The sequence below is a fragment of the Pseudomonas sp. MWU15-20650 genome (assembly GCF_023242475.1).
Lineage (GTDB): Bacteria > Pseudomonadota > Gammaproteobacteria > Pseudomonadales > Pseudomonadaceae > Aquipseudomonas.
This window is the reverse complement of record NZ_JALJFG010000054.1, coordinates 1-23,684: the sequence shown is the minus strand read 5'-3', so window position 1 is coordinate 23,684 and position 23,684 is coordinate 1. Positions and strand designations below refer to the sequence as shown.

Sequence of the window (23,684 nt, the reverse complement as noted above, 5' to 3'; positions counted from 1 at the left end):
AAGCCCCCTCCCACATTTGGACATTCATCAGCTTCAAGTGAATCGCCATCCACAAAAAAGCCCCGACTCATCCGAGCCGGGGCTTTTTGTTGGTGCGCTACTACGGCTTAGCCGTTGAACACATCATCCACGCTTTGCAGCGGGTAGTGCTTCGGATACGGCAGGGTTGCCACGCCGGTCTCGATAGCAGCCTTGGCCACAGCATCGGAGATCAGGGTGATCAGGCGCTTATCCATTGGTTTCGGGATGATGTACTCACGGCCGAATTCCAACTTGATGCCGCCGTAGGCGTCGCACACTTCCTGAGGCACAGGCAGCTTGGCCAGTTCACGCAGGGCGTTGGCTGCAGCCACTTTCATTTCTTCGTTGATGCGCTTGGCGCGAACGTCCAGGGCACCACGGAAGATGAACGGGAAACCCAGTACGTTGTTGACCTGGTTCGGGTAGTCCGAACGGCCGGTGGCCATGATCACGTCGTTACGGGTGGCGTGTGCCAGCTCCGGCGAGATCTCTGGATCCGGGTTGGAGCAGGCGAACACGATCGGGTTGGCCGCCATGGACTTCAGGCCCTCGGCGCTCAGCAGGTTCGGACCGGACAGGCCGACGAACACGTCGGCACCGTTCAGGGCGTCAGCCAGGGTGCGCTTGTCGGTGGCGTGGGCAAACATCGCCTTGTACTGGTTCAGGTCGGTACGCTCGGACTGGACCACGCCCTTGCTGTCGACCATGAAGATGTTTTCCAGCTTGGCGCCCATGCTCACCAGCAACTTCATGCAGGAGATGGCCGCAGCGCCGGCACCCAGGCAGACGATTTTCGCCTCGCCGAGGGTTTTGCCGGCAATTTCCAGGGCGTTGATCATGCCGGCCGCAGTAACGATCGCGGTACCGTGCTGGTCATCGTGGAATACCGGGATATCGCACTGTTCGATCAGGGCCTTTTCGATCTCGAAGCACTCAGGTGCCTTGATGTCTTCCAGGTTGATGCCACCGAAAGTGATGGAAATGCGCTTGACGGTGTCGATGAAAGCCTGCGGGCTTTCGGAATCAACTTCGATATCGAAAACGTCGATGCCGGCAAAGCGCTTGAACAGTACGCCTTTACCTTCCATGACTGGCTTGGAAGCCAATGGGCCAAGGTTACCCAGGCCGAGAATCGCGGTGCCATCGGAAATCACTGCAACCAGGTTACCTTTGCCGGTGTACTTGTACGCCAGTTCAGGATCGCGGGCGATTTCACGTACGGGCTCGGCAACGCCAGGGCTGTAGGCCAGCGACAGGTCGCGGGCGGTGGCAGTGGCTTTGGTGAGCTCTACACTCAGCTTTCCTGGACGAGGATGGGCGTGATATTCGAGAGCGGCAGTTTTCAAATCAGACATATCGGCATTCCGCTTTTACTGTTGGTCGACGGACCGCCGAGGATACGCGTGTCGCAAAGTCCCCACAAGACTGGGCAGTCACAGGTGTCAAGGGCCCTGCGCTACGACTTTCGGCCAAGAGCCACGGGATACAAGGGCTCAACTGTTCACAATTGCAATAAAAAATGTCTACAATTTTTTCTTAAAGCGTCGATTTGAGCATGCCTGGATCAGTCAACGGCAGGAGCCAACGTGATTGGCCACTTTTCAGGCCACCACGCCGGGCACGATCCTGCACCCAGCCCCGCGCCTCAATCGTCCGGCCTGGCAGCCCCTCGAGCAGGGCACTATCGAATTGCCCAAAGAGATCGGGCGCAATGCGTAATACCAGCGCCCCCTGCAATTCGATCCAGATTCCGCCGCGATTGCGTTCGATCTTGCTGACTTGACCTGTGACCACGGCAAACCCTGAACGCCTGAGTTGCGCCACGGGTTGCACGGGTGATTGCCGCCATAGCCCCCGCCGTGCCTGGCGGGCGCTGTTTTCGGCGGCCTGCTGGCAGCTGACGAGGTCGACATTGGGCGCAACCCCTACCTGGAATCCCAGGCCTTCGGCCAGCAATTGCGCCGCGAGGTTTTCGCCGTTCGCACCGTACAGGTGGGCCAGGGTGCGACCGTAATGGTCCTTGGCCTCGCGACCCGGCACCAGCCCGATGCGACCACCGCTGGCATCCACCAACGCTTTTAAGCGCTGGCGGGCGGCGACGGCAAAAGGCTCGTCAGCACGCCCTTTCTTGGCGGTTTCCGGCGCGTTGAGGCCAATCATCCGCACACTGCGACCGTCCTTGAGGCGCACCGTGTCGCCATCCACCACCCGCTGTACCTCCACGCGGACCAGAGACTGCGGCGCGGGGCAAAATGCCTCGGCCTGGACTGCCGACAGCCAAATCCCAGGCACAAAAAAGGCGCCCGCAAGGGACGCCTTTTTCATCAGCATGGAAAAACCGGAACGGCCTCCCAAGTTGATCGGCCTTAGGCCTTTTTGGCACCGAAAGCACCAAAGCGGTCAGCAAAGCGCTGTACACGGCCGCCGGTGTCCAGAGTTTTCTGCTTACCGGTGTAGAACGGGTGGCACTCGTTGCATACGTCAGTACCCAGTGGCTTGCACAGGTTCGAACGAGTTTCGAACTTGTTGCCGCAGCTGCAGGTGACTTCGATGGTTTCGTACGCTGGATGGATATCGGCTTTCATGGCACTTCCTCGGGCTAGCGTGCCGCCACTCGACACTATTGTCGAATACCGCACGTAATTAGGCCGCGGATTCTACCAGACCTTTTTAAACGCGCAAGCGGCGCTTCCTGCCGTTTCCCCACATAAAAGCCCCTTTCATCAGAAAACTATCGGCTACCCCAAGCCTTCCCCTGTCTGCTAGGCTCCCGCCCCTGCACCACCGCCCGCCTTTATAGATGAGACCCCGCGTGCCCGACGCCATTTTGCGCCTAGCCCTGCCCTCGCCCCTGCGCCGCCTGTTCGATTACCGGGCTCCGGCCGGCGTGCTGCGGTCGCAGTTGCAGCCGGGTATGCGTGTGCGCGTGCCATTTGGGCGACGGGAGATGATCGGCATTTTGGTGGAGGTCACCGACCACAGCGAAGTCCCGGCGGAAAAGCTCAAGCCGGCACTGGCCATTCTCGACGCCACGCCGCCGCTGCCACCCGCGCTGTTCAAGCTGTGCCTGTGGACCGCGCAGTATTACCAGCACAGCCTGGGCGACACCTTGAGCTGGGCGCTGCCCGTGCTGCTGCGTCAGGGCGAGCCGGCCGAAGCGCGCCAAGAGCGCTTCTGGTCGATGGCGCCCGGCGCACGCCTGGACGACCCGCGCATCGCCCGCGCCCCGCGCCAGCGTGAAGCCCTCGCCACCCTGGCCCAGCACCCCCATGGCGTCGCCCATCAGCTATTAAGCAAACTGATGCTGAGCAAAGACAGCCTTGACCTGTTGCTGGCCAAGGGCTTGGTGCAGGTGGAGATCCGCAAGCACGCTCCCGACCCACGTCACGAGCACTGGCTGGCCCAGCCGGAATTGCCACTGAACCCCGAGCAGCGCGCTGCGTATGAAGCAATCCGCGCGGGCTTCGACAGCTTCCATGCGTTCCTGCTGGCCGGCGTGACCGGCAGCGGCAAGACCGAAGTCTATTTGCAACTGATCCGCGAAACCCTGCAGGCCGGTAAGCAGGCACTGGTGCTGATCCCCGAGATCAACCTGGGCCCGCAGACCCTGGCGCGTTTTGAACAACGTTTCAACGCGCGCATCGCCCTGGTGCACTCGGCGGTCAACGACCGTGAGCGCCTGGAGTCCTGGCTGGCGGCACGCGACGGCGAAGCCGACATTATTATCGGCACCCGCTCGGCGCTGTTCACCCCCATGAAAAACCCCGGGCTGATCATCATCGATGAAGAGCACGACGGCTCCTATAAGCAGCAGGAAGGCTTGCGCTACCACGCCCGCGACCTGGCGCTGGTGCGAGCCCGCCAGGAAGACATCCCGATTGTACTGGGCTCGGCGACGCCCTCCCTGGAAAGCCTGCATAACGCCTACACCGGCCGTTATGGACTGCTGCGTTTGAACGAGCGAGCGGGCGGTGCCAAACAGCCCCGTTTCCTGCGCCTGGACGTGAAAAGTCGCCCGCTGGACAGTGGTATTTCCGGCCCCATGCAACAAGCCATCGGCCAGACCCTCGCCGCTGGCCAGCAAGTGCTGGTGTTTCTCAACCGCCGGGGATTTGCGCCGACGCTGTTGTGCCATGACTGCGGCTGGATGTCCGAGTGCGAGCGCTGTGATGCACGGATGACCGTGCATCAGCGCTACGGCGAATTGCGTTGCCATCACTGTGGCCATGTGGAACGGGTACCGCGTCATTGCCCGCAATGCGGCAAAGTGGATTTGCGCCCCGTGGGCGCGGGCACCGAACGCGCCGAAGAGCGCCTGGGCATTCTGTTCCCGGATTACCCGGTGTTACGGGTAGACCGCGATAGCACTTCGCGCAAAGACTCCATGAATCAGCTGTTTGCCACGATTCAGAAAGGCCAGCCGTGCATTTTGGTCGGCACGCAGATGCTTGCCAAAGGGCATCACTTCCCTCGGGTCACCCTGGTGTCGATCCTGGATGCCGATGGCGGCTTGTTCTCCGGGGACTTCCGCGCCAGCGAGCGCATGGCACAGTTGATCGTGCAGGTTGCCGGCCGCGCCGGGCGTGCCGAAGAACCGGGCAAGGTGATTATCCAGACGCACCTGGCAGACCATCCGCTGCTGATTCAACTGACGGAGCAAGGCTACTTTGCCTTCGCCGAGCAGGCACTGAGCGAACGTCGCGCGGCCGGCCTGCCGCCGTTTGCGCACCTGGCGTTGTTGCGTGCAGAAGCCCACAAACCCGGCCAGGCCGAGGGTTTCCTCGATGAAGCCTGCAGCGCTGCCGAACAGTTGCTCGGCGAATTGGGCTTGAGCGGCATCGAATTGCTCGGCCCGGTACCCGCGCCCATGGAACGCCGCGCCGGACGTTATCGTGCTCAGCTACTCTTGCAGGCGACATCCCGCGCGCCGTTGCATCGGCTATTAAGTAGCTGGTTGCTTGCTCTGGAGCAAATGCCCAGCGGGCGCCAAGTGAGATGGTCATTGGACGTAGACCCGGTAGACCTGTACTGAATGGCCCTTGTGGCAAGGTAGCTTGCTCGCCACAGGTTAATCGTCTGTGAAGGTCCGACGAAGGTTGGCAAGCCCGCCCTCGCCACGGATAATGCCCAGTTTTTCCACCTGCGCATCGCGCGCCGCCGCTTGCGGTCGAAAGAGAACACCATGAAAGACACCATTCGCCAGCTGATCCAACAAGCCCTCACCCAACTCGTCAACGAAGGTGTGTTGCCTGAAGGCCTGTCACCGGCGATCCAGGTGGAAAACACCCGCGACAAGACCCACGGCGACTTCGCCAGCAACATCGCCATGATGTTGGCCAAGCCGGCCGGTATGAAGCCTCGCGACCTGGCGGAAAAGATCATCGCCGCGCTGCCGGCCGACCCGCAGGTCAGCAAAGCTGAAATCGCGGGCCCTGGCTTTATCAATATCTTCCAGAATACCCAGGCCCTGGCTTCGCGCCTGGATGCAGCCCTGGCCGATGCCAGGATCGGTGTCCACAAGGCTGGCCCGCTGGAACGCGTGGCGATTGACCTGTCGGCACCGAACCTGGCCAAAGAGATGCACGTTGGGCACCTGCGCTCGACCATCATCGGCGACGGCGTGGCACGCGTGCTGGAGTTCCTCGGCGACACGGTGATCCGCCAGAACCACGTGGGCGATTGGGGCACCCAGTTCGGCATGTTGATGGCCTACCTGCAGGAAAACCCGATCACCAGCAACGAGCTGTCGGACCTGGAGAATTTCTACCGCGCCGCCAAGAAGCGTTTCGACGAATCCGAAGAGTTCGCCGACCGTGCCCGCGGCCTGGTGGTCAAGTTGCAGGCCGGTGACAAGGAATGCCTGGAGCTGTGGTCGCGCTTCCGTGACATCTCGTTGTCCCACTGCCAGGAAATCTACGAGCTGCTCAATGTGAAGCTGACCATGGCCGACGTGATGGGCGAAAGTGCCTATAACGACGACCTGATCAACGTGGTCAACGACCTCAAGGCCAAGGGCCTGCTGGTTGAAAGCAACGGCGCGCAGTGTGTGTTCCTCGAAGAGTTCAAGACCGCCGATGGCGAGCCGCTGCCGGTGATCATCGTCAAGGCCGATGGCGGCTACCTCTACGCCACCACCGACCTGGCTGCCGTGCGCTACCGCAGTGGTGTACTCAAGGCGGATCGTGCGTTGTATTTCGTCGATCAGCGCCAGGCCCTGCACTTCCAGCAGGTGTTCGAAGTGGCACGCCGTGCGGGCTTCGTCACGCACCCGATGCACATGGAACACATGGGCTTCGGCACCATGAACGGCGCCGACGGCCGCCCGTTCAAGACCCGTGACGGCGGCACCGTGAAGCTGATCGACCTGCTGAACGAAGCCCAGGAACGTGCCTACAACCTGGTGAAGGAAAAAAATCCGGAACTGGCCGAGGCCGACCTGCGCAACATCGCCCGTGTGGTGGGCATTGGCGCAGTGAAATATGCCGACCTGTCCAAGCACCGCACCAGCGACTACAGCTTCAACTTCGAATTGATGCTCAACTTCGAGGGCAACACCGCGCCGTACCTGCTGTACGCCTACACCCGCGTAGCCGGCGTGTTCCGCAAGCTGGGCAAGGACTTCAGCGAAGTTGACGGCCAAATCGTTCTAGAGGCACCGCACGAACAGGAACTGGCCGCCAAGCTGGCACAATTTGGCGAAGTGCTGAACAGTGTCGGCGAAAAAGGCACACCGCACATTCTCTGCACCTATTTGTACGAAGTCGCCGGCCTGTTCTCCAGCTTCTACGAGAACTGCCCGATCCTCACCGCCGACGACGAAGCCCAGAAGCAAAGTCGTCTGCGCCTCGCCGCACTGGCTGGACGGACCCTCAAGCAAGGCCTGGAACTCTTGGGCCTGGAAACTCTGGAGCGCATGTAAGTTGGCAGCCAAGAAAAAACCAGCACCCAAGCGCGGCGCCAGCCGCTACCAGGCCCCGGCAAAGAAGCCTATTCCGGGCTGGCTGTGGATGGCCATCGGCCTCGCGGTCGGAGCGTTCGTGGTGATCCTGATGAAGTTGGAGCCGGGCAAGGGCGATGACGTCAAACGGGTCAAGCAAGAGCAACAAAAGGCCACGAAAATAGCCGAAGCCAACAAGACGGTGCCGAGTCCGACGGCACCGGTGAAGCCCAAATACGACTTCTACACGCTGTTGCCGGAATCGGAAGTGATCGTGCCGCCTGACGCCGTGCCGGAGAAAACCCTGCCAACGCCGCAAGTACCGACCACGCCAGTGACCCCAGCGGAAGCGGCAAAAATCGACACTGCACGCGCCCAGGCCGCGCTGGCCGGGATCACCCCGCCACCACCGCCGCCAGTGGCCACGACCAAGGCCGCGCCTGTAACCAAGTTCTTCCTGCAGGCGGGCTCGTTCCCGAAACAGGCGGATGCGGATCGCGTACGGGCGCAGATCATTCTGCTGGGCCAGTCGGTGACGGTAGAGTCAGGTACGGTGAAGGAAGCGACGTGGTATCGCGTGTTGGTGGGGCCGTTCAGCAACCGCGAGCAACTGACCGTGGCCCAGAAACAATTGGCCGGCGCGGGCTTTAGCAACCTGTTGTTACAACAACGCCAGAGCCGCTGATTTCGAAGACATAGCAGAGCTAATGTGGGAGGGGGCTTGCCCCCGATGGCGGTATATCAGTCAATATATTCAGCGACTGACACACCGCGATCGGGAGCAAGCCCCCTCCCACATTTGGTTTTGCGGTGTTCTTGAATAGGTGTCGGATCAATAAACACCACTCGTCCGCACACACGTCCTACGGTTGAAATCCCCCTCGCCACCCCCATATGAGTTCCCATCAGGGCATTTTCGCCCCGCTGCGTGGAGACTCTCCCCTTGACCACCATCGTTTCAGTACGTCGCCACGGCAAAGTCGTCATGGGCGGCGACGGCCAGGTTTCCCTGGGTAATACCGTGATGAAAGGCAACGCGAAAAAAGTGCGCCGCCTCTACCACGGCCAGGTCCTTGCCGGTTTCGCTGGCGCCACCGCCGACGCTTTCACCCTTTTCGAGCGTTTCGAAGGCCAGCTGGAAAAACACCAGGGCCACCTCGTTCGCGCCGCTGTCGAGCTCGCCAAAGAATGGCGCACCGATCGCTCCCTCAGCCGCCTGGAAGCCATGCTCGCCGTCGCGAACAAAGACGCGTCCTTGATCATCACCGGTAACGGCGACGTGGTTGAACCCGAACATGGCCTGATCGCCATGGGTTCCGGCGGCGGCTACGCCCAAGCCGCAGCCAGCGCGCTGTTGAAGAAAACCGACCTGTCAGCCCGGGAAATTGTCGAGACCGCCCTGGGTATCGCTGGTGACATCTGCGTGTTCACTAACCACAACTTCACCATTGAGGAGCAGGACCTCGCCGAGTAAGCCGTAGGCTTATTCCCGCTTGAGGCCGCCAAACACTATGTCCATGACTCCCCGCGAAATCGTCCACGAACTCAACCGCCATATCATCGGCCAGGACGATGCCAAGCGCGCCGTTGCCATTGCGCTGCGTAACCGCTGGCGTCGGATGCAACTGCCGGAAGAACTGCGCGTTGAAGTAACGCCAAAGAACATCCTGATGATCGGCCCGACCGGCGTCGGTAAAACCGAAATCGCCCGGCGCCTGGCCAAGCTGGCCAACGCTCCGTTCATCAAGGTCGAAGCGACCAAGTTCACCGAAGTCGGCTATGTGGGCCGCGACGTCGAGTCAATCATTCGCGACCTGGCCGATGCCGCCCTGAAAATGCTGCGCGAACAGGAAATGACCAAGGTTACCCACCGCGCCGAAGACGCCGCCGAGGAACGCATCCTCGACGCCCTGCTGCCACCGGCACGCATGGGTTTCAACGAAGATGCCGCGCCGGCCTCGGATTCCAACACTCGCCAGCTGTTCCGCAAGCGCCTGCGTGAAGGCCAGCTGGACGACAAGGAAATCGAGATCGAAGTCGCCGAAGTGTCTGGCGTCGATATTTCCGCTCCGCCTGGCATGGAAGAAATGACCAGCCAGTTGCAAAACCTGTTTGCCAACATGGGCAAGGGCAAGAAGAAAAGCCGCAAGCTCAAGGTTAAAGACGCACTGAAGCTGGTGCGTGACGAAGAAGCCGGGCGCCTGGTCAATGAGGAAGAACTCAAGGCCAAGGCCCTGGAAGCGGTCGAGCAGCATGGCATCGTGTTTATCGATGAGATCGACAAGGTGGCCAAGCGTGGTAACTCCGGCGGCGTCGATGTGTCCCGCGAAGGTGTACAGCGTGACCTTCTGCCGCTGATCGAGGGTTGCACGGTCAATACCAAGCTGGGCATGGTCAAGACTGACCACATCCTGTTTATCGCCTCCGGTGCATTCCACCTGAGCAAGCCAAGCGACCTGGTGCCGGAGCTGCAAGGCCGCCTGCCAATTCGTGTGGAGCTCAAGGCACTGACCCCGAGTGACTTCGAACGCATCCTCAGCGAACCGCACGCCTCGCTCACCGAGCAGTACCGTGAACTGTTGAAAACCGAGGGCCTGGGCATCGAGTTCCAGCCAGACGGTATCAAGCGTCTGGCGGAGATCGCCTGGCAGGTCAACGAGAAGACCGAGAACATCGGTGCTCGTCGCCTGCATACCTTGCTGGAACGCCTGCTGGAAGAAGTGTCCTTCAGCGCTGGCGACATGGCCGGCTCGCAGAATGGCGAAGCGATCAAGATCGACGCCGACTACGTCAACAGCCACTTGGGCGAATTGGCGCAGAACGAAGACCTGTCTCGTTATATCCTGTAAGCCTCACATAGAACTGCTTTGCTTCAAATATGGGAGGGGGCTCGCCCCCGATGGCGGTCTGTCAGATAGATGTATGCTGGCTGACACACTGCTATCGGGAGCAAGCCCCCTCCCACATTTTCAAGCCGGTTTCTTCAGGATCAGCGCCAATGACCAAATTTCCTACTGCTGTAAACCTGCACAAAACCTCCAACACCCTCGGCCTTACCTACGGGCCCGATGAGGTCTACCAGTTACCCGCCGAACTGCTGCGGGTGCACTCGCCTTCCGCCGAGGTCCAGGGCCACGGCAAACCCATCCTGCAATTCGGCAAGCTCAACGTCAGGCTGACCAAAGTGGAACCGGCCGGTCAGTACGCACTGAAATTGACCTTCGACGACGGCCATGACAGCGGACTGTTCACTTGGGACTATCTCTACCAGTTGGCCGTGCGCCAGGAAACGTTGTGGGCCGACTACCTCGCCGAGCTCAAAGCAGCCGGGAAAACTCGCGATCCGAGTGAGTCGGTCGTGCGGCTGATGCTCTAGCTCAAGGGTCTTGCTCTTTAGAGGGCATTTTCTAATTTCATCTGCTTGAATGCCCTGTCACGTGGCCAATGATTGGCCCGCTTGCGAAAAAAATTAAACTCGGGTAACCAATGGAACTGGCAAGTTCCCTGCATTTGACGATGCGGTATCAACGGTCACCCGAGTCGCGTACCTGGCTTGTGTTGTGTATCGAAACTTGATGCGCAGCGGTACCCGGTACTCGTCTTTCGGACAATGGAGCGTCGTAGATGAGTAACAAGAATAACGATGACTTGAAACGCCAAGCCTCGGAAAACACCCTGGGGCTGAACCCGATCATCGCGTTACGCAAAAAGGATTTACTGGCCTCGGCGAAGATGGTGCTGACCCAAGCCATCAAGCAACCGTTACACAGCGTCAAGCATGTGGCCCACTTTGGGGTCGAACTGAAGAATGTGATGTTCGGCAAATCCCAACTGGTACCCGAGGGTGACGACCGGCGTTTCAACGACCCGGCCTGGAGCCAGAACCCGCTCTACAAACGTTACCTGCAAACCTACCTGGCATGGCGCAAGGAGCTTCATGACTGGATCGGCGACAGCAACCTGTCGCCACAGGACATCAGCCGTGGCCACTTCGTGATCAACTTGATGACCGAAGCCATGGCCCCCACCAACAGTGCGGCCAACCCGGCAGCCGTCAAACGGTTCTTTGAAACCGGCGGCAAAAGCCTGCTCGATGGTTTGTCTCACCTGGCCAAGGACATGGTGCATAACGGCGGCATGCCGAGCCAGGTCAACATGGGCGCCTTTGAAGTCGGCAAGACTCTGGGCACCAGCGAAGGCGCGGTGGTGTTTCGCAACGATGTGCTGGAGCTGATCCAGTACAAACCCATCACCGAACAGGTGCATGAGCGACCCTTGCTGGTGGTGCCACCGCAGATCAACAAATTCTATGTATTCGACCTGAGCCCGGATAAGAGCCTGGCGCGCTTCTGCCTGCGCAATGCCCAGCAGACCTTTATCGTCAGTTGGCGCAACCCAACCAAAGCCCAGCGCGAGTGGGGCCTGTCGACCTATATCGAGGCGCTCAAGGAAGCCGTCGATGTGGTCACGGCGATTACCGGCAGCAAAGACGTCAACATGCTCGGTGCTTGCTCCGGCGGCATCACCTGCACCGCGCTGCTGGGCCACTATGCAGCGCTGGGGGAAAAGAAGGTCAACGCCCTGACCCTGCTGGTAAGCGTGCTGGATACCACCCTGGACACCCAGGTGGCGCTGTTTGTCGACGAGCAAACCCTGGAAGCAGCCAAGCGCCACTCCTACCAGGCCGGCGTATTGGAAGGCCGCGACATGGCCAAGGTATTCGCCTGGATGCGCCCCAACGACCTGATCTGGAACTACTGGGTCAACAACTACCTGCTGGGCAACGAGCCACCGGTGTTCGATATCCTGTTCTGGAACAACGACACCACGCGCTTGCCGGCAGCCTTCCATGGTGACCTGATCGAACTGTTCAAGAACAACCCGCTGGTGCGCGCCAACGCCCTGGAGGTGTGCGGCACCCCCATCGACCTCAAGCAGGTCACTGCCGACATCTACGCATTGGCCGGCACCAACGATCACATCACCCCCTGGCAATCCTGCTATAAATCGGCGCAATTGTTTGGCGGCAAGGTGGAGTTCGTGTTGTCCAGCAGCGGGCATATCCAGAGCATCCTCAACCCACCGGGCAACCCCAAGTCGCGCTACCAGACCAGCGATGGCTTGGCGGGCAAGCCGCTTGAGTGGCAGGAAAATGCAACCAAGCACACCGATTCCTGGTGGTTGCATTGGCAGGTGTGGCAGGCAGAGCGGGCGGGTAAGCTGAAGAAGGCGCCTACAAGCTTGGGTAACAAAACCTATGCCGCTGCTGAGGCGGCACCAGGGACTTATGTACATGAACGCTAAATTGCAATGGGATCACATGTGGAAGGGGGCTTGCTCCCGATGGCGGTGGATCAGTCAACACCTATCTGTCTGACTGACCGCAATCGGGAGCCAGCCCCCTCCCACATTTGGACTGCATTCCAGCTGTAACACTTCACAGGGCTTGAGCATGCAGCAACCGTTCATCTTCCGCACCATCGACCTGGATGGCCAGACCATCCGTACGGCGGTGCGCCCGGGCAAACCTCACTTGACGCCGCTGCTGATCTTCAATGGCATCGGCGCCAACCTTGAGCTGGTCTTTCCGTTCGTCCAGGCGCTGGACCCGGACCTGGAAGTGATCGCCTTCGATGTGCCGGGTGTGGGCGGTTCGTCGACACCCAGCATGCCCTATCGCTTTCCCGGCCTGGCCAGACTCACCGCACGCATGCTCGATTACCTGGACTATGGCCAAGTGAATGCCGTGGGTGTGTCCTGGGGCGGGGCGTTGGCGCAGCAGTTTGCCTACGACTACCCGGAGCGCTGCAAGAAGCTGATCCTGGCGGCCACAGCTGCCGGTGCCTTCATGGTGCCGGGCAAGCCGAAAGTGCTCTGGCTGATGGCAAGCCCGCGGCGGTATATCCAGCCGTCCCACGTGGTGCGCATTGCACCGATGATTTATGGCGGCTCATTCCGTCGCGATTCGAAACTGGCCGCCGAACACGCGAGCAAAGTGCGTTCGGCCGGCAAGCTGGGTTACTACTGGCAGTTGTTTGCGGGGCTGGGCTGGACCAGCATTCATTGGCTACACAAGATCCGCCAACCCACCCTGGTACTGGCCGGGGACGACGACCCGCTGATCCCACTGATCAACATGCGCATGCTCGCCTGGCGTATCCCCAATGCACAATTGCACATCATCGATGATGGCCACCTGTTCCTGATTACCCGGGCTGAAGCCGTGGCGCCCATCATCATGAAGTTTCTCGAGGAGGAGCGCCTGCGGGCAGTGATTCACCCGCGACCGGCCGTGTGAAGGACCACACCGCCGCGCAAGTTGCCAGGAACCGACTATGGTTCTGAATTGGCGTGCCTGCTTGATGACTTGACGAAGGAGTGTTGGCTCATGCGAGAAAGACCCGTGACGAACGCGGCGCCCACCCCCGCTGCGTTCATCAATGCGCAAAATGCGATCAGCGGTCTGCGGGGCCGAGACTTGCTGTCGACCCTGCGCAGCGTCGCAAACCATGGTTTACGCAACCCGCTGCATACGGCTCGACACGCCCTGGCCCTGGGTGGGCAATTGGGCCGCGTGCTGCTGGGTGAGACCTTGCATGCCCCCAACCCCAATGATGGCCGCTTCGCCGACCCTACATGGACCCTCAACCCATTATACCGGCGCAGCCTGCAAGCCTATCTGAGCTGGCAGAAACAAACGCGCCACTGGATCGACGACAGCTCGATGAGCGCAGATGACCAGGCGCGTGCCCACTTTGCATTCTCCCTGATCAACGATGCGGTCTCGCCCTCCAATACCCTGCTCAACCCATTGGCGGTCAAAGAGCTGCTCAACTCCGGCGGCAACAGCGTGATACGCGGCGTGAGCAATTTGTTCGAAGACCTGCTGCACAACAATGGCCTGCCACGCCAGGTGAGCAAACACGCCTTCGAAGTGGGCAAGACCGTGGCGACCACGCCAGGCTCGGTGGTGTTTCGCAATGAACTGCTGGAGTTGATCCAGTACAAGCCCATGAGCGAGAAACAGTACGCCAAGCCGCTGCTGATCGTGCCGCCGCAAATCAACAAGTACTACATCTTCGACCTGAGCCCGGCCAACAGCTTTGTGCAGTATGCGCTGAAAAATGGCCTGCAGACCTTCATGGTCAGTTGGCGCAACCCGGACGTACGTCATCGCGAGTGGGGCCTCTCCACTTATGTTGCCGCACTGGAAGAAGCCCTCAACGTGTGCAGGGCCATCACCGGCGCCCGCGAAGTCAACCTGATGGGTGCCTGCGCCGGTGGCCTGACCATCGCCGCGCTGCAAGGCCACCTGCAGGCCAAGCGTCAGCTGCGGCGCATCTCCAGTGCCAGTTACCTGGTGAGCCTGCTGGACAGCCAGATCGACACACCCGCCACACTATTTGCCGATGAACAAACCCTGGAAGCCGCCAAGCGCCGTTCTTATCAGCAAGGTGTGCTGGACGGCCGCGACATGGCCAAGGTGTTCGCTTGGATGCGCCCCAACGACCTGATCTGGAACTACTGGATCAACAACTACCTGCTGGGCAAGGAGCCGCCAGCATTCGACATCCTGTACTGGAACAACGACAACACGCGCCTGCCCGCCGCGCTGCATGGCGACTTGCTGGACTTCTTCAAACACAACCCCCTGAGCCATCCCGGTGGCCTGGAGGTATGTGGCACGCCCATCGACTTGCAGAAGGTCACGGTGGACAGCTTCAGCGTGGCCGGGATCAACGACCACATCACGCCGTGGGATGCGGTGTATCGCTCGACCCAACTGCTGGGCGGCGAACGACGCTTCGTGCTGTCTAACAGCGGGCATGTCCAGAGCATCCTCAACCCGCCCGGCAACCCCAAGGCCAACTACGTCGAAAACCCCAAGCTGAGCAGCGACCCGCGCGCCTGGTATTACGACGCCAATCACGTCGAAGGCAGTTGGTGGCCACAGTGGCTGGAGTGGGTCCAGCAGCGTTCAGGCGTGCAACGCGAAACCCTCACCGCCCTGGGCAACCAGAATTACCCACCGATGGAAGCAGCGCCCGGCACTTACGTGCGGGTGCGCTGAGCTCACGATCACACTAAGAAGACTGGATGAAGACCCGCGACCGTATCCTTGAATGTGCCCTGCAGTTGTTCAACCAGAAGGGCGAACCGAACGTGTCGACCATGGAGGTGGCCAATGAAATGGGGATCAGCCCCGGCAACCTCTACTACCACTTCCATGGCAAGGAGCCCTTGGTGCTCGGGTTGTTCGAGCGCTTCCAGAATGAACTGGCGCCGCTGCTCGACCCGCCGGCGGATGCGCAGCTCAAACCCGAAGATTACTGGCTGTTCCTGCACCTGATCATCGAGCGCATGGCCCACTACCGGTTCCTGTTCCAGGACTTGTCGAACCTGGCCGGGCGCCTGCCAAAGCTGGCCAAGGGCATTCGCAACTTGCTCACGGCGCTCAAGCGCACCCTGGCTTCGCTGCTTGCGCGCTTGAAGGCGGCAGGGCAGTTGGTCAGTGACACCCAGGCATTGGGGCAATTGGTGGAACAGATCACCATGACCCTACTGTTTTCTCTGGACTACCAGCGGATACTCGACCGTGAAGGCGAGGTGCGGGTGGTGGTGTACCAGATCATGATGCTGGTGGCACCGCACCTGTTATTGCCGGCGCGGCAGGCGACTGAGCGGTTTGCGCTCAAATACCTGGATGATATCGATTAAAAATCTGGACGTGCGGTGTTTATGAGACTTCCATAAAAAACGCCCGACCTTCACAGGCCGGGCGTTTTTTGTGCCCTGAAAAAATCAGGACTGACTGGATGGCGTCGGGGTTACCGACGTTGCAGTCGGCGCGGTAGCAGCATGGGTCGGTGCGGACACCGAGTTGGCTGTCGAAGCGGTTGGCGCTGGGGTTGCAGGCTTGGCCGCAACAGCAGGCTTGGGTGCTGCCGGCTTCTTGGCAACTGCTGGCTTCTTCGCGGCGGCAGGTTTTGCCGCAGGCTTGGCAGCCACTGGTTTTGCTGCAGCAGGCTTGGCAGCAGCTTTAACGGCGGCTGGCTTGGCTGCTGGTTTGGCAGCGGCCGGCTTGGCAGCAGGTTTGGCAGCTGCGGTTTTAGCCGCTGGCTTGGCGGCAGGTTTTGCTGCCGCTTTGGCAGCCGGTTTAGCCGCAGGCTTGGCAGCGGCTTTAGCGGCCACAGGTTTTGCTGCAGGCTTGGCGGCCGGTTTGGCAGCGGCGGTTTTGGCAGCCGGTTTTGCCGCTGCTTTAGCCGCAGGTTTCGCGGCCGGCTTGGCGGCCGCTTTAACCAGTGGCTTGGCAGCGGTTTTGGCAGCCGGTTTAGCGGCGGCGGTTTTGGCTGGAGCCACTTTAGCGCCGGTGAGTTTTTCGATTTGCTTGGTCAGGGTATCGACCTTGCTGTGCAGCGTCTTCAGTTCCGCTTTGCTGGGCACGCCCAGTCGCGAAATGGCACTGTTGAGACGCTTGTCGAAGGTTTCTTCCAACTTGCCCCAGGTGTCAGAAATGCTCGACTTGGCGGAGCCGGCAGTGGCCTTGGCCGCTTCAACTTTTTTACCAACCGTGGTCTTGGTCAACTTCTCGGCCTTTTCGCCGTCCTTGACCAATGTCTCGAAGTATTTGCCGCCGTCACTGCTAACCTTCGAGTACACGCCTAAACCAGCAAGCCAGATCTTACGGGAATATTTTTCAACCTCCCCGATCCACGAGCTGCCTTCTTTCTGAGTAGTCTTTTTAACAGCCATCCCGATGTCTCCTTAGTGTTTACGCGCGACACGTTCTAGCAATGTCGTCAGCTCTTCGAGCTTAGCAGAGAGTGTCTCAACGTCATGTTTAGACGCAATGCCGATCCGATTCAAGGCACTTGCAACACGCGTGTCAAAAGCTTTTTCAACTTTATCCAGTTGAACTTCAACCAAACCTTTGACGCTTGAGACATTACTCTTTACTTGGTCAATCTGACTGTTGGCGGCATCAAGTTGTTCAACCACAACTTTTTTGCCTTTACTTTCAACATGTTGACCGGTCTTGACCAGCTCTTTGAAGTACTCGCCGCCTTCGCTGCCGACCTTGGCATAGGCGCCAAGTCCTGCCAGCCAGATCTTGCGGGCATAGCGTTTAACGTCACTCAGGGCAGTGGACTGAAGGTCGATTTTTTTCTTCAAAATAACTTTGGCCATGGTGCACCTCACGCAGATTAGGGTCGAGGAACGGCCCGCAGGAGTTGAGGGCTTGGGCACAAAGTAGGGTGAAAAATTAGAATCGGCACCCTAAGTACCCAGGGATAGGCACAGACAGGTCACGCCAACGCCTTATCCAGGGCCTTCTCGATTTCGGACTTGATCGTGCCACTCATGGCCGACATCAACAGGCCGAGTTCTACATCAATGCGCAGCGATTCATCGGCGACTAATACCGTACCCTTAACCCCCGAACGCTTGAGGTTCAGGCTATCGCCCGACCACGATGACTCAAGGCCATATTGCTCCTTGAGTTTGTGCGCCAACTTTTCGGCCTTCGCGCGCGCACCTTCTTTACCCAGGGAATGTGCACGCTCAACGGTAATACGGGCCATTGCAATGACTCCTCTTTATAACGACTCAGAACCCCTGCCATGCGGCAAAAGGTCTCGATGAACACCTATCTTACCTTCAGCCTTGCCAAGACAAAGCAAGCCTTGGGGATTATCATGTCCCGCATTCTCTTTTGGTGACAGCGATATGACTGATCAGCGCAAAGGCAGCGATGCCGAACCCACCACTCACTTCGGCTTCAAGAACGTCCCGGAAAGCCAGAAAGCGGAAAAAGTCGCCGAGGTGTTCCACTCCGTTGCAGCCAAGTACGACCTGATGAACGACGTGCTCTCGGGTGGCATGCACCGCCTGTGGAAACGCTTCACCATCGAGCTGTCGGGCGTTCGCACCGGTAATCGCGTGCTGGACATCGCCGGCGGTACGGGCGACCTGGCGGCCAAGTTCTCCAAGCTCGTCGGGCCTACCGGCCAAGTGGTGTTGGCCGATATCAACGGTTCGATGCTCAAGGTCGGCCGTGACCGCCTGCTGGACAAAGGCGTGGCCGGCAATATCGAGTTCGTCCAGGCCGACGCTGAAAAGCTGCCGTTCCCAGACAACCATTTCGACTGCGTGACCATCGCCTTCGGCCTGCGCAACGTGACCCACAAGGAAGACGCGATCCGCTCCATGCTGCGCGTGCTGAAGCCGGGTGGCCGCCTGTTGGTGCTGGAGTTCTCCAAGCCGACCAACGCGCTGATGTCCAAGGTCTACGACACCTACTCGTTCGCCTTCATGCCGTTGATGGGCAAGCTGATCACCAATGACGCCGAGAGCTATCGCTACCTGGCCGAATCGATCCGCATGCACCCCGACCAGGAAACCCTGAAGTCGATGATGGTGGAAGCCGGTTTCGACCGCGTGACCTACCACAACATGACCTCGGGCATCGTCGCCCTGCACCGCGGTATCAAGCCCTGATGCTCTTCGCCGGCCTTCTCGCCAGCGTTGAACACGGCCTCAACCGTGTACTGCGCCTGGACAGCACCGCCCTGGCGCGGCTCGCGCACCTGACCGGCAAAGTCATCGCCGTCGATTGCCGCAGCCCCGCCTTGCAGCTGTTTATCCTGCCCAGCGATGAAGGCCTGCTGCTCGCGACTCAATGGGCCGCCGAGGCCGACTGCACCCTGCGTGCGCCGGCGTCGAGCCTGGTGCACCTGGCACTGAGCCGCAACAAGACCGCCATTCTCCATAGCCCCGAAGTCGAACTGGAAGGCGACAGCGCAGTGCTGATGGACCTGGCCGCCGTACTGCAAGACCTGGAACTGGATTGGGAATTTGAGCTGTCGCGCTGGATCGGCCCCGTTGCCACCCAGTTGATCAGCGGGCACCTGCGCAGCCGCACACGTTGGTACCAACAAGGGTTCGCCAGCCTCAACCAGAACCTCGCCGAATACCTGAGCGAGGAATCGCGCACCCTGGTCGGGCAACGTGAAGCGCAAGCGCGCTTTCGCGAACTCGACAAGGCCAAAATCGACCTGGAACGCCTTGAGGCACGCTTCGAGCGCCTGAGCCGTTCCCTTGATCCAAGCGATAACGCATGAAGCTGCTCGCCGTCCGCCGTTTGTTTCGTATCCAGCGCGTCGTAATCCGCTACCGCCTCGATGACCTGCTGTTCGCCCTGCCCTTGCCATGGTTCCTGTTGGCGGTGCGTTATGTACTGCCGTGGCGCTGGTTCCCGCGCAAGCCGCTGGAGTTGAGCCGTGGCGCGCGCCTGCGCCTGGCATTGCAGGACCTGGGGCCGATCTTTATCAAGTTCGGGCAGATCCTTTCGACCCGCCGCGACCTGTTGCCCGAAGACATCGCCGACGAACTGATGCTGCTGCAAGACCGTGTGCCGCCATTTGATTCGCAGCATTCGATGAAGCTGATCGAAGAACAGCTGGGCAAGAAAATCAGCGAAGTGTTCAGCCGCTTCGACGTTGAGCCCCTGGCTTCGGCCTCGGTGGCACAGGTGCATGCCGCGCAGCTCAAGACCGGCGAAGAAGTCGTGGTGAAGGTGATTCGCCCTGGCCTCAAGCCGATCATCGGCCAGGACCTGGCGTGGCTGTTTATCCTCGCCCGCGCCGCCGAGCGCTTCTCTGCCGACGCGCGCCTGCTGCACCCGGTGGACGTGGTTGCCGACTACGAAAAAACCATCTACGACGAACTCGACCTGCTGCGCGAAGCGGCCAATGCCAGCCAGCTCAAGCGCAACTTCGAAGGTTCGCCCCTGCTGTACGTACCACAAGTGTATTGGGACTGGTGCCGCCCTAAAGTGCTGGTGATGGAGCGCATCTATGGCGTGCAGGTCACCGACCTGGCGACCCTTGCCGACCAGCGCACCGACATGAAGATGCTCGCCGAACGTGGTGTGGAGATCTTCTTCACCCAGGTGTTTCGCGACAGCTTCTTCCACGCCGACATGCACCCGGGCAACATCTTCGTCAGCACCGTCAACCCGTGGAGCCCGCAGTACATTGCGATCGACTGCGGCATCGTCGGCAGCCTGACCCCGGAAGACCAGGATTACCTGGCGCGTAACCTGTTCGCCTTCTTCAAGCGTGACTATCGCCGCGTGGCGCAGCTGCATATCGATTCGGGCTGGGTGCCGGCGGAAACCAAGCTCAACGAATTCGAAGCGGCCATTCGCACCGTGTGCGAGCCGATCTTTGAAAAACCGTTAAAAGATATTTCCTTCGGCCAGGTGCTGATGCGCCTGTTCCAGACCGCACGGCGCTTCAATATGGAAGTGCAGCCGCAACTGGTGCTGTTGCAAAAAACCCTGCTCAACATCGAAGGACTGGGCCGCCAGCTGTACCCGGACCTCGACCTGTGGAACACCGCACAGCCGTTCCTCGAACGCTGGATGCGCGAACGGGTCAGCCCGAAAACCCTGTTGGGCAACCTGCACAGCCAGATGGAACAGCTGCCGCACCTGGCCAGCATGACCCGCGACCTGCTGGAGCGCATGTCCCAACCTCACGCCAAAGACCCCGCGCCACCCTGGCACAGGCGTAAAGACGATTGGTTCCTGCGCCTGCTGGGCACCGCGCACCTGGTCGGCGGCGTCATGCTGGCGATCGGCGGGCCGCTGACACCACTGGGCCACTGGCCGGCTGGAATCATGGTCGCCGTGGGTGTTTATCTGATCGTGCGTCGATAGCCAATCCGGTTATACACTGTCGCAAATTGCCGGAGCCGAACATGAAAGACTGGCTGGACGAGATCAAGTGGGACAGTGACGGCCTGGTGCCGGCCATTGCCCAGGACTACAAGACCGGGCGCGTGCTGATGATGGCCTGGATGAACCGCGAGGCCCTGAGCCTCACCGCCACTGAGCAGCGCGCCATCTACTGGTCACGTTCGCGTGGCAAACTGTGGCGCAAGGGCGAAGAGTCCGGGCACGTGCAAACCCTGCACGAGATGCGCATCGACTGCGACGCCGACGTGGTGATCCTGATGGTCGAGCAGATCGGCGACATCGCCTGCCACACCGGCCGTCACAGCTGCTTCTATCGCGTGTTCGAGAACGGCGAATGGAAGGTTGTGGAACCGGTACTCAAAGACCCGCACGCCATCTACTCGGCAGGACACTGAACATGAGCGATACCCTGAACCGTGTGGCCCAGGTGCTGGAAGACCGCAAAGGCGCGGACGCCGACAGCTCCTATGTCGCCAGCCTGTACCACAAGGGCCTGAACAAGATCCTGGAAAAACTCGGCGAAGAATCCGTCGAGACGATCATTGCCGCGAAAGACGCACAAATCAGCGGCGATTGCAGCGATGTAATCTATGAGACCGCCGACTTGTGGTTTCATAGCCTGGTCATGCTCGCCCAACTGGGGCAGCATCCGCAGGCCGTGCTGGATGAACTGGACCGTCGCTTCGGCTTGTCCGGGCACGCCGAAAAGGCCTCGCGCCCGTCCGCCTGAATAACTAAGACTTGAGGATTTGCAGCATGGGCATTTTTGACTGGAAACACTGGATCGTCATTCTGGTGGTAGTGGTACTGGTGTTCGGCACCAAGAAACTGAAAAACCTCGGCACCGACGTGGGCGAGTCGATCAAGGGCTTCCGCAAGGCCATGAACGACGACGAAAAACCAGCCGAGACGGCCAACCCGGTGCCTCCGGCCCAGCCCGTGCCTCCGCAGGCCGCCCAGCCGATCACCGAACGTCGCACCTTCGACGTGCAGGCTGAAAAAGTCCAAGAGCCGACCCGCAAAGACTCGTGAGCACTGACTAATGTTTGGTATCAGCTTCTCTGAACTGCTCCTCGTCGGCCTCGTTGCCCTGCTGGTACTGGGGCCGGAACGCCTGCCCGGTGCCGCGCGCACCGCCGGCCTGTGGATCGGGCGCCTGAAACGCAGTTTCAACGCGATCAAACAGGAAGTTGAACGGGAAATCGGCGCCGACGAAATCCGCCGCCAGCTGCACAACGAACATATCCTGTCGTTGGAGCAGGAAGCACGGAAGATCCTTTCCCCCGTGCAAGAGCCGGCCAAGCCGGTTGAGCCTGTAGCCGAGCACAGCATCGCACCGGCCCCGATTGCTGATGCTGCGCCCGCAACGCCCGCCCCGACAGAGCCAGCGCCGACGCCCGTTGTGTCGCCCGCCCCCCATGACCCTACATTGCCGCCGCGAGCCCCATGAGCGCTGATAAACCGGAAAACGACCAGCACATGCCGCTGGTCTCGCACCTCACCGAGCTGCGAACCCGCCTGCTGCGTTGCGTGGCGGCGATCTTCGTGATCTTTGCCGGGCTGTTCGCCTTTACCCAGCAGATCTACACCTTCGTGTCGACGCCACTGCGCCAATACCTGCCGGCCGGTGCGACGATGATCGCCACCGACGTGTCGTCGCCATTCCTGACGCCACTGAAGCTGACCATGATGGTCTCGCTGTTCCTGGCGATCCCGGTGATCCTGCATCAGATCTGGGGCTTTATCGCCCCGGGCCTGTACAAGCATGAAAAGCGCATCGCCGTGCCGTTGCTGGTGTCGAGCATCCTGTTGTTCTACACCGGCATGGCATTCGCCTACTTCCTGGTGTTCCCGCTGATCTTCAAGTTCTTCGCCGCCGCCACCCCGGCCGGCGTGGAGATGATGACCGACATCACCAGCTACCTCGACTTCGTGATGACACTGTTCTTCGCCTTCGGCGTGGCCTTCGAGATCCCGGTGGCCGTGGTGCTGCTGGTGTGGATCGGCGTGGTCGACGTCAAGTACCTGAAGAAGGTCCGTCCGTACGTGATCATCGGCTGCTTTGTGGTCGGCATGATCCTGACCCCGCCGGACATTTTCTCCCAGACCCTGCTGGCAGTACCGATGTGGATGCTGTTCGAGATCGGCATCCTGTTCGGTAGCCTGATCAGCAAGCGTGGCGATCATCCGGATGACCAACCCGCCGACGACGACCAGCCGCCAGCGACTCAGCCGTGAACCTGCTGCTGCTTGAGGAGGCTGACTTTATCGCGGCCGACCGTGTGGTGCTGCGTGATCGACGCCTGGTGCACATGCAGGAAGTCCACCGTGCGGCGGTGGGCGACAACCTGCGCGTAGGCCGCATTGGCGGGCTGATGGGCAATGCACACCTGCTGCGCCTGGACGCCTCTGAAGCCGAGCTGCAGGTCAGCTTCGAGCTACCACCCCCGGCGAAACTGCCCCTGACACTGCTGCTGGCCCTGCCACGTCCGAAGATGCTGCGTCGTGTACTGCAAACGGTGGCGGCCATGGGCGTGCCGAAAGTGGTGCTGCTCAACAGCTACCGAGTGGAAAAAAGCTTCTGGCAAACCCCATTCCTGGAGCCCGAGGCGGTCCGCGAGCAACTGATCCTGGGCCTGGAACAGGCACGCGATACGGTACTGCCCGAGATCATCATTGAAAAACGCTTCAAGCCGTTTGTCGAAGATCGTCTGCCGGCCATGGCCGCAGGCACCCTGGGCCTGATCGGCCATCCTGGCGACTACCCGGCCTGCCCCCGTGCGCTGGATGAGCCGGTCACCCTGGCCATCGGCCCGGAAGGCGGCTGGATTCCCTACGAAGTGGACCTGCTGACCAAGGCCGGCATGCAACCCGTGCAACTTGGCACGCGCATATTACGTGTGGAAACCGCCGTGACTGCCCTGCTCGCCCGCTTGTTCTGACACCCAATCCAAAAACGCCGCC

Annotated in this window: 25 protein-coding genes; 19 read left to right on the top strand and 6 right to left on the bottom strand. The window is 60.3% G+C overall.

Going from position 1 to position 23,684, the window contains the following annotated elements:
* Positions 1–107: 107 nt before the first annotated feature.
* The 3 genes from M5B43_RS26320 to rpmE form a co-directional block, all read right to left on the bottom strand.
* Positions 108–1,376, bottom strand: a complete 1,269-nt coding sequence (locus tag M5B43_RS26320) for a malic enzyme-like NAD(P)-binding protein (protein ID WP_248752807.1) — start codon at positions 1,374–1,376, stop codon at positions 108–110.
* 181 nt (positions 1,377–1,557) lie between these two features.
* The gene (locus M5B43_RS26315) at positions 1,558–2,352 is read right to left on the bottom strand and encodes a thermonuclease family protein (RefSeq protein ID WP_248752806.1); all 795 of its coding nucleotides are present in this window, start codon (positions 2,350–2,352) and stop codon (positions 1,558–1,560) included.
* 35 nt (positions 2,353–2,387) lie between these two features.
* The gene (rpmE, locus tag M5B43_RS26310; protein ID WP_010213765.1) at positions 2,388–2,606 is read right to left on the bottom strand and encodes a 50S ribosomal protein L31; all 219 of its coding nucleotides are present in this window, start codon (positions 2,604–2,606) and stop codon (positions 2,388–2,390) included.
* A 227-nt stretch (positions 2,607–2,833) separates the two neighbouring features.
* Between rpmE and M5B43_RS26305 the strand changes: the two genes are divergently transcribed.
* From M5B43_RS26305 to M5B43_RS26260, 10 genes are all read left to right on the top strand, one after another.
* Positions 2,834–5,053, top strand: a complete 2,220-nt coding sequence (locus tag M5B43_RS26305) for a primosomal protein N' (RefSeq protein ID WP_248752805.1) — start codon at positions 2,834–2,836, stop codon at positions 5,051–5,053.
* Between the two features lie 150 nt (positions 5,054–5,203).
* Positions 5,204–6,940 (top strand): arginine--tRNA ligase, encoded by a 1,737-nt coding sequence (gene argS, locus M5B43_RS26300; RefSeq protein ID WP_248752804.1) that lies wholly within the window; start codon positions 5,204–5,206, stop codon positions 6,938–6,940.
* Between the two features lies 1 nt (position 6,941).
* On the top strand, positions 6,942–7,643 hold the full coding sequence (locus M5B43_RS26295; protein WP_248752803.1) for an SPOR domain-containing protein: 702 nt from the start codon (positions 6,942–6,944) through the stop codon (positions 7,641–7,643).
* Between the two features lie 258 nt (positions 7,644–7,901).
* Complete coding sequence (gene hslV / locus M5B43_RS26290) at positions 7,902–8,432, top strand: ATP-dependent protease subunit HslV (protein ID WP_010563201.1); 531 nt, start codon at positions 7,902–7,904, stop codon at positions 8,430–8,432.
* Positions 8,433–8,469: 37 nt separating this feature from the next.
* On the top strand, positions 8,470–9,807 hold the full coding sequence (hslU, locus tag M5B43_RS26285; protein ID WP_248752802.1) for an ATP-dependent protease ATPase subunit HslU: 1,338 nt from the start codon (positions 8,470–8,472) through the stop codon (positions 9,805–9,807).
* Between the two features lie 149 nt (positions 9,808–9,956).
* Positions 9,957–10,334 (top strand): DUF971 domain-containing protein, encoded by a 378-nt coding sequence (locus M5B43_RS26280; protein ID WP_248752801.1) that lies wholly within the window; start codon positions 9,957–9,959, stop codon positions 10,332–10,334.
* 248 nt (positions 10,335–10,582) lie between these two features.
* Positions 10,583–12,262 carry a class II poly(R)-hydroxyalkanoic acid synthase gene (phaC, locus tag M5B43_RS26275; RefSeq protein ID WP_248752800.1) on the top strand — a complete coding sequence of 560 codons (1,680 nt, stop codon included), beginning with the start codon at positions 10,583–10,585 and terminating at the stop codon, positions 12,260–12,262.
* A gap of 148 nt (positions 12,263–12,410) precedes the next feature.
* Positions 12,411–13,256 carry a poly(3-hydroxyalkanoate) depolymerase gene (phaZ, locus tag M5B43_RS26270; protein ID WP_248752799.1) on the top strand — a complete coding sequence of 282 codons (846 nt, stop codon included), beginning with the start codon at positions 12,411–12,413 and terminating at the stop codon, positions 13,254–13,256.
* Positions 13,257–13,346: 90 nt separating this feature from the next.
* Positions 13,347–15,029 (top strand): class II poly(R)-hydroxyalkanoic acid synthase, encoded by a 1,683-nt coding sequence (gene phaC / locus M5B43_RS26265; protein WP_248752798.1) that lies wholly within the window; start codon positions 13,347–13,349, stop codon positions 15,027–15,029.
* 26 nt (positions 15,030–15,055) lie between these two features.
* Positions 15,056–15,676 carry a TetR/AcrR family transcriptional regulator gene (locus tag M5B43_RS26260; RefSeq protein WP_248752797.1) on the top strand — a complete coding sequence of 207 codons (621 nt, stop codon included), beginning with the start codon at positions 15,056–15,058 and terminating at the stop codon, positions 15,674–15,676.
* A gap of 84 nt (positions 15,677–15,760) precedes the next feature.
* Here the strand turns inward: M5B43_RS26260 and M5B43_RS26255 are convergent, their stop codons facing one another.
* The 3 genes from M5B43_RS26255 to M5B43_RS26245 form a co-directional block, all read right to left on the bottom strand.
* On the bottom strand, positions 15,761–16,711 hold the full coding sequence (locus tag M5B43_RS26255; RefSeq protein ID WP_248752796.1) for a phasin family protein: 951 nt from the start codon (positions 16,709–16,711) through the stop codon (positions 15,761–15,763).
* Positions 16,712–16,723: 12 nt separating this feature from the next.
* On the bottom strand, positions 16,724–17,146 hold the full coding sequence (locus M5B43_RS26250) for a phasin family protein (protein ID WP_248752795.1): 423 nt from the start codon (positions 17,144–17,146) through the stop codon (positions 16,724–16,726).
* A gap of 119 nt (positions 17,147–17,265) precedes the next feature.
* Positions 17,266–17,541: a polyhydroxyalkanoic acid system family protein gene (locus M5B43_RS26245; RefSeq protein WP_017138585.1), complete on the bottom strand. Its 276-nt coding sequence runs from the start codon at positions 17,539–17,541 to the stop codon at positions 17,266–17,268.
* 145 nt (positions 17,542–17,686) lie between these two features.
* On the opposite strand from M5B43_RS26245, the gene ubiE reads away from it, so the two are divergent.
* From ubiE to M5B43_RS26200, 9 genes are read left to right on the top strand one after another with little or no spacing between them, the layout of a single operon-like run.
* The gene (gene ubiE / locus M5B43_RS26240; protein ID WP_003171186.1) at positions 17,687–18,457 is read left to right on the top strand and encodes a bifunctional demethylmenaquinone methyltransferase/2-methoxy-6-polyprenyl-1,4-benzoquinol methylase UbiE; all 771 of its coding nucleotides are present in this window, start codon (positions 17,687–17,689) and stop codon (positions 18,455–18,457) included.
* Positions 18,457–19,080: an SCP2 sterol-binding domain-containing protein gene (locus M5B43_RS26235; RefSeq protein ID WP_248752794.1), complete on the top strand. Its 624-nt coding sequence runs from the start codon at positions 18,457–18,459 to the stop codon at positions 19,078–19,080. The genes ubiE and M5B43_RS26235 overlap by 1 nt, the downstream gene beginning before the upstream one ends.
* Complete coding sequence (gene ubiB / locus M5B43_RS26230; protein WP_248752793.1) at positions 19,077–20,681, top strand: ubiquinone biosynthesis regulatory protein kinase UbiB; 1,605 nt, start codon at positions 19,077–19,079, stop codon at positions 20,679–20,681. The genes M5B43_RS26235 and ubiB overlap by 4 nt, the downstream gene beginning before the upstream one ends.
* Positions 20,682–20,722: 41 nt before the next feature.
* On the top strand, positions 20,723–21,115 hold the full coding sequence (gene hisI / locus M5B43_RS26225; protein WP_058423690.1) for a phosphoribosyl-AMP cyclohydrolase: 393 nt from the start codon (positions 20,723–20,725) through the stop codon (positions 21,113–21,115).
* A gap of 2 nt (positions 21,116–21,117) precedes the next feature.
* Positions 21,118–21,450, top strand: a complete 333-nt coding sequence (locus M5B43_RS26220; protein WP_003209299.1) for a phosphoribosyl-ATP diphosphatase — start codon at positions 21,118–21,120, stop codon at positions 21,448–21,450.
* Between the two features lie 26 nt (positions 21,451–21,476).
* On the top strand, positions 21,477–21,752 hold the full coding sequence (locus M5B43_RS26215) for a twin-arginine translocase TatA/TatE family subunit (RefSeq protein ID WP_248752792.1): 276 nt from the start codon (positions 21,477–21,479) through the stop codon (positions 21,750–21,752).
* Between the two features lie 10 nt (positions 21,753–21,762).
* Entirely contained in the window at positions 21,763–22,170 is a 408-nt protein-coding gene (tatB, locus tag M5B43_RS26210) for a Sec-independent protein translocase protein TatB (protein ID WP_248752791.1), read from the top strand.
* Complete coding sequence (gene tatC, locus M5B43_RS26205; RefSeq protein WP_248752790.1) at positions 22,167–22,958, top strand: twin-arginine translocase subunit TatC; 792 nt, start codon at positions 22,167–22,169, stop codon at positions 22,956–22,958. The genes tatB and tatC overlap by 4 nt, the downstream gene beginning before the upstream one ends.
* The gene (locus M5B43_RS26200) at positions 22,955–23,662 is read left to right on the top strand and encodes a 16S rRNA (uracil(1498)-N(3))-methyltransferase (protein WP_248752789.1); all 708 of its coding nucleotides are present in this window, start codon (positions 22,955–22,957) and stop codon (positions 23,660–23,662) included. Before tatC ends, M5B43_RS26200 begins: the two co-directional genes overlap by 4 nt.
* Positions 23,663–23,684 lie beyond the last annotated feature (22 nt).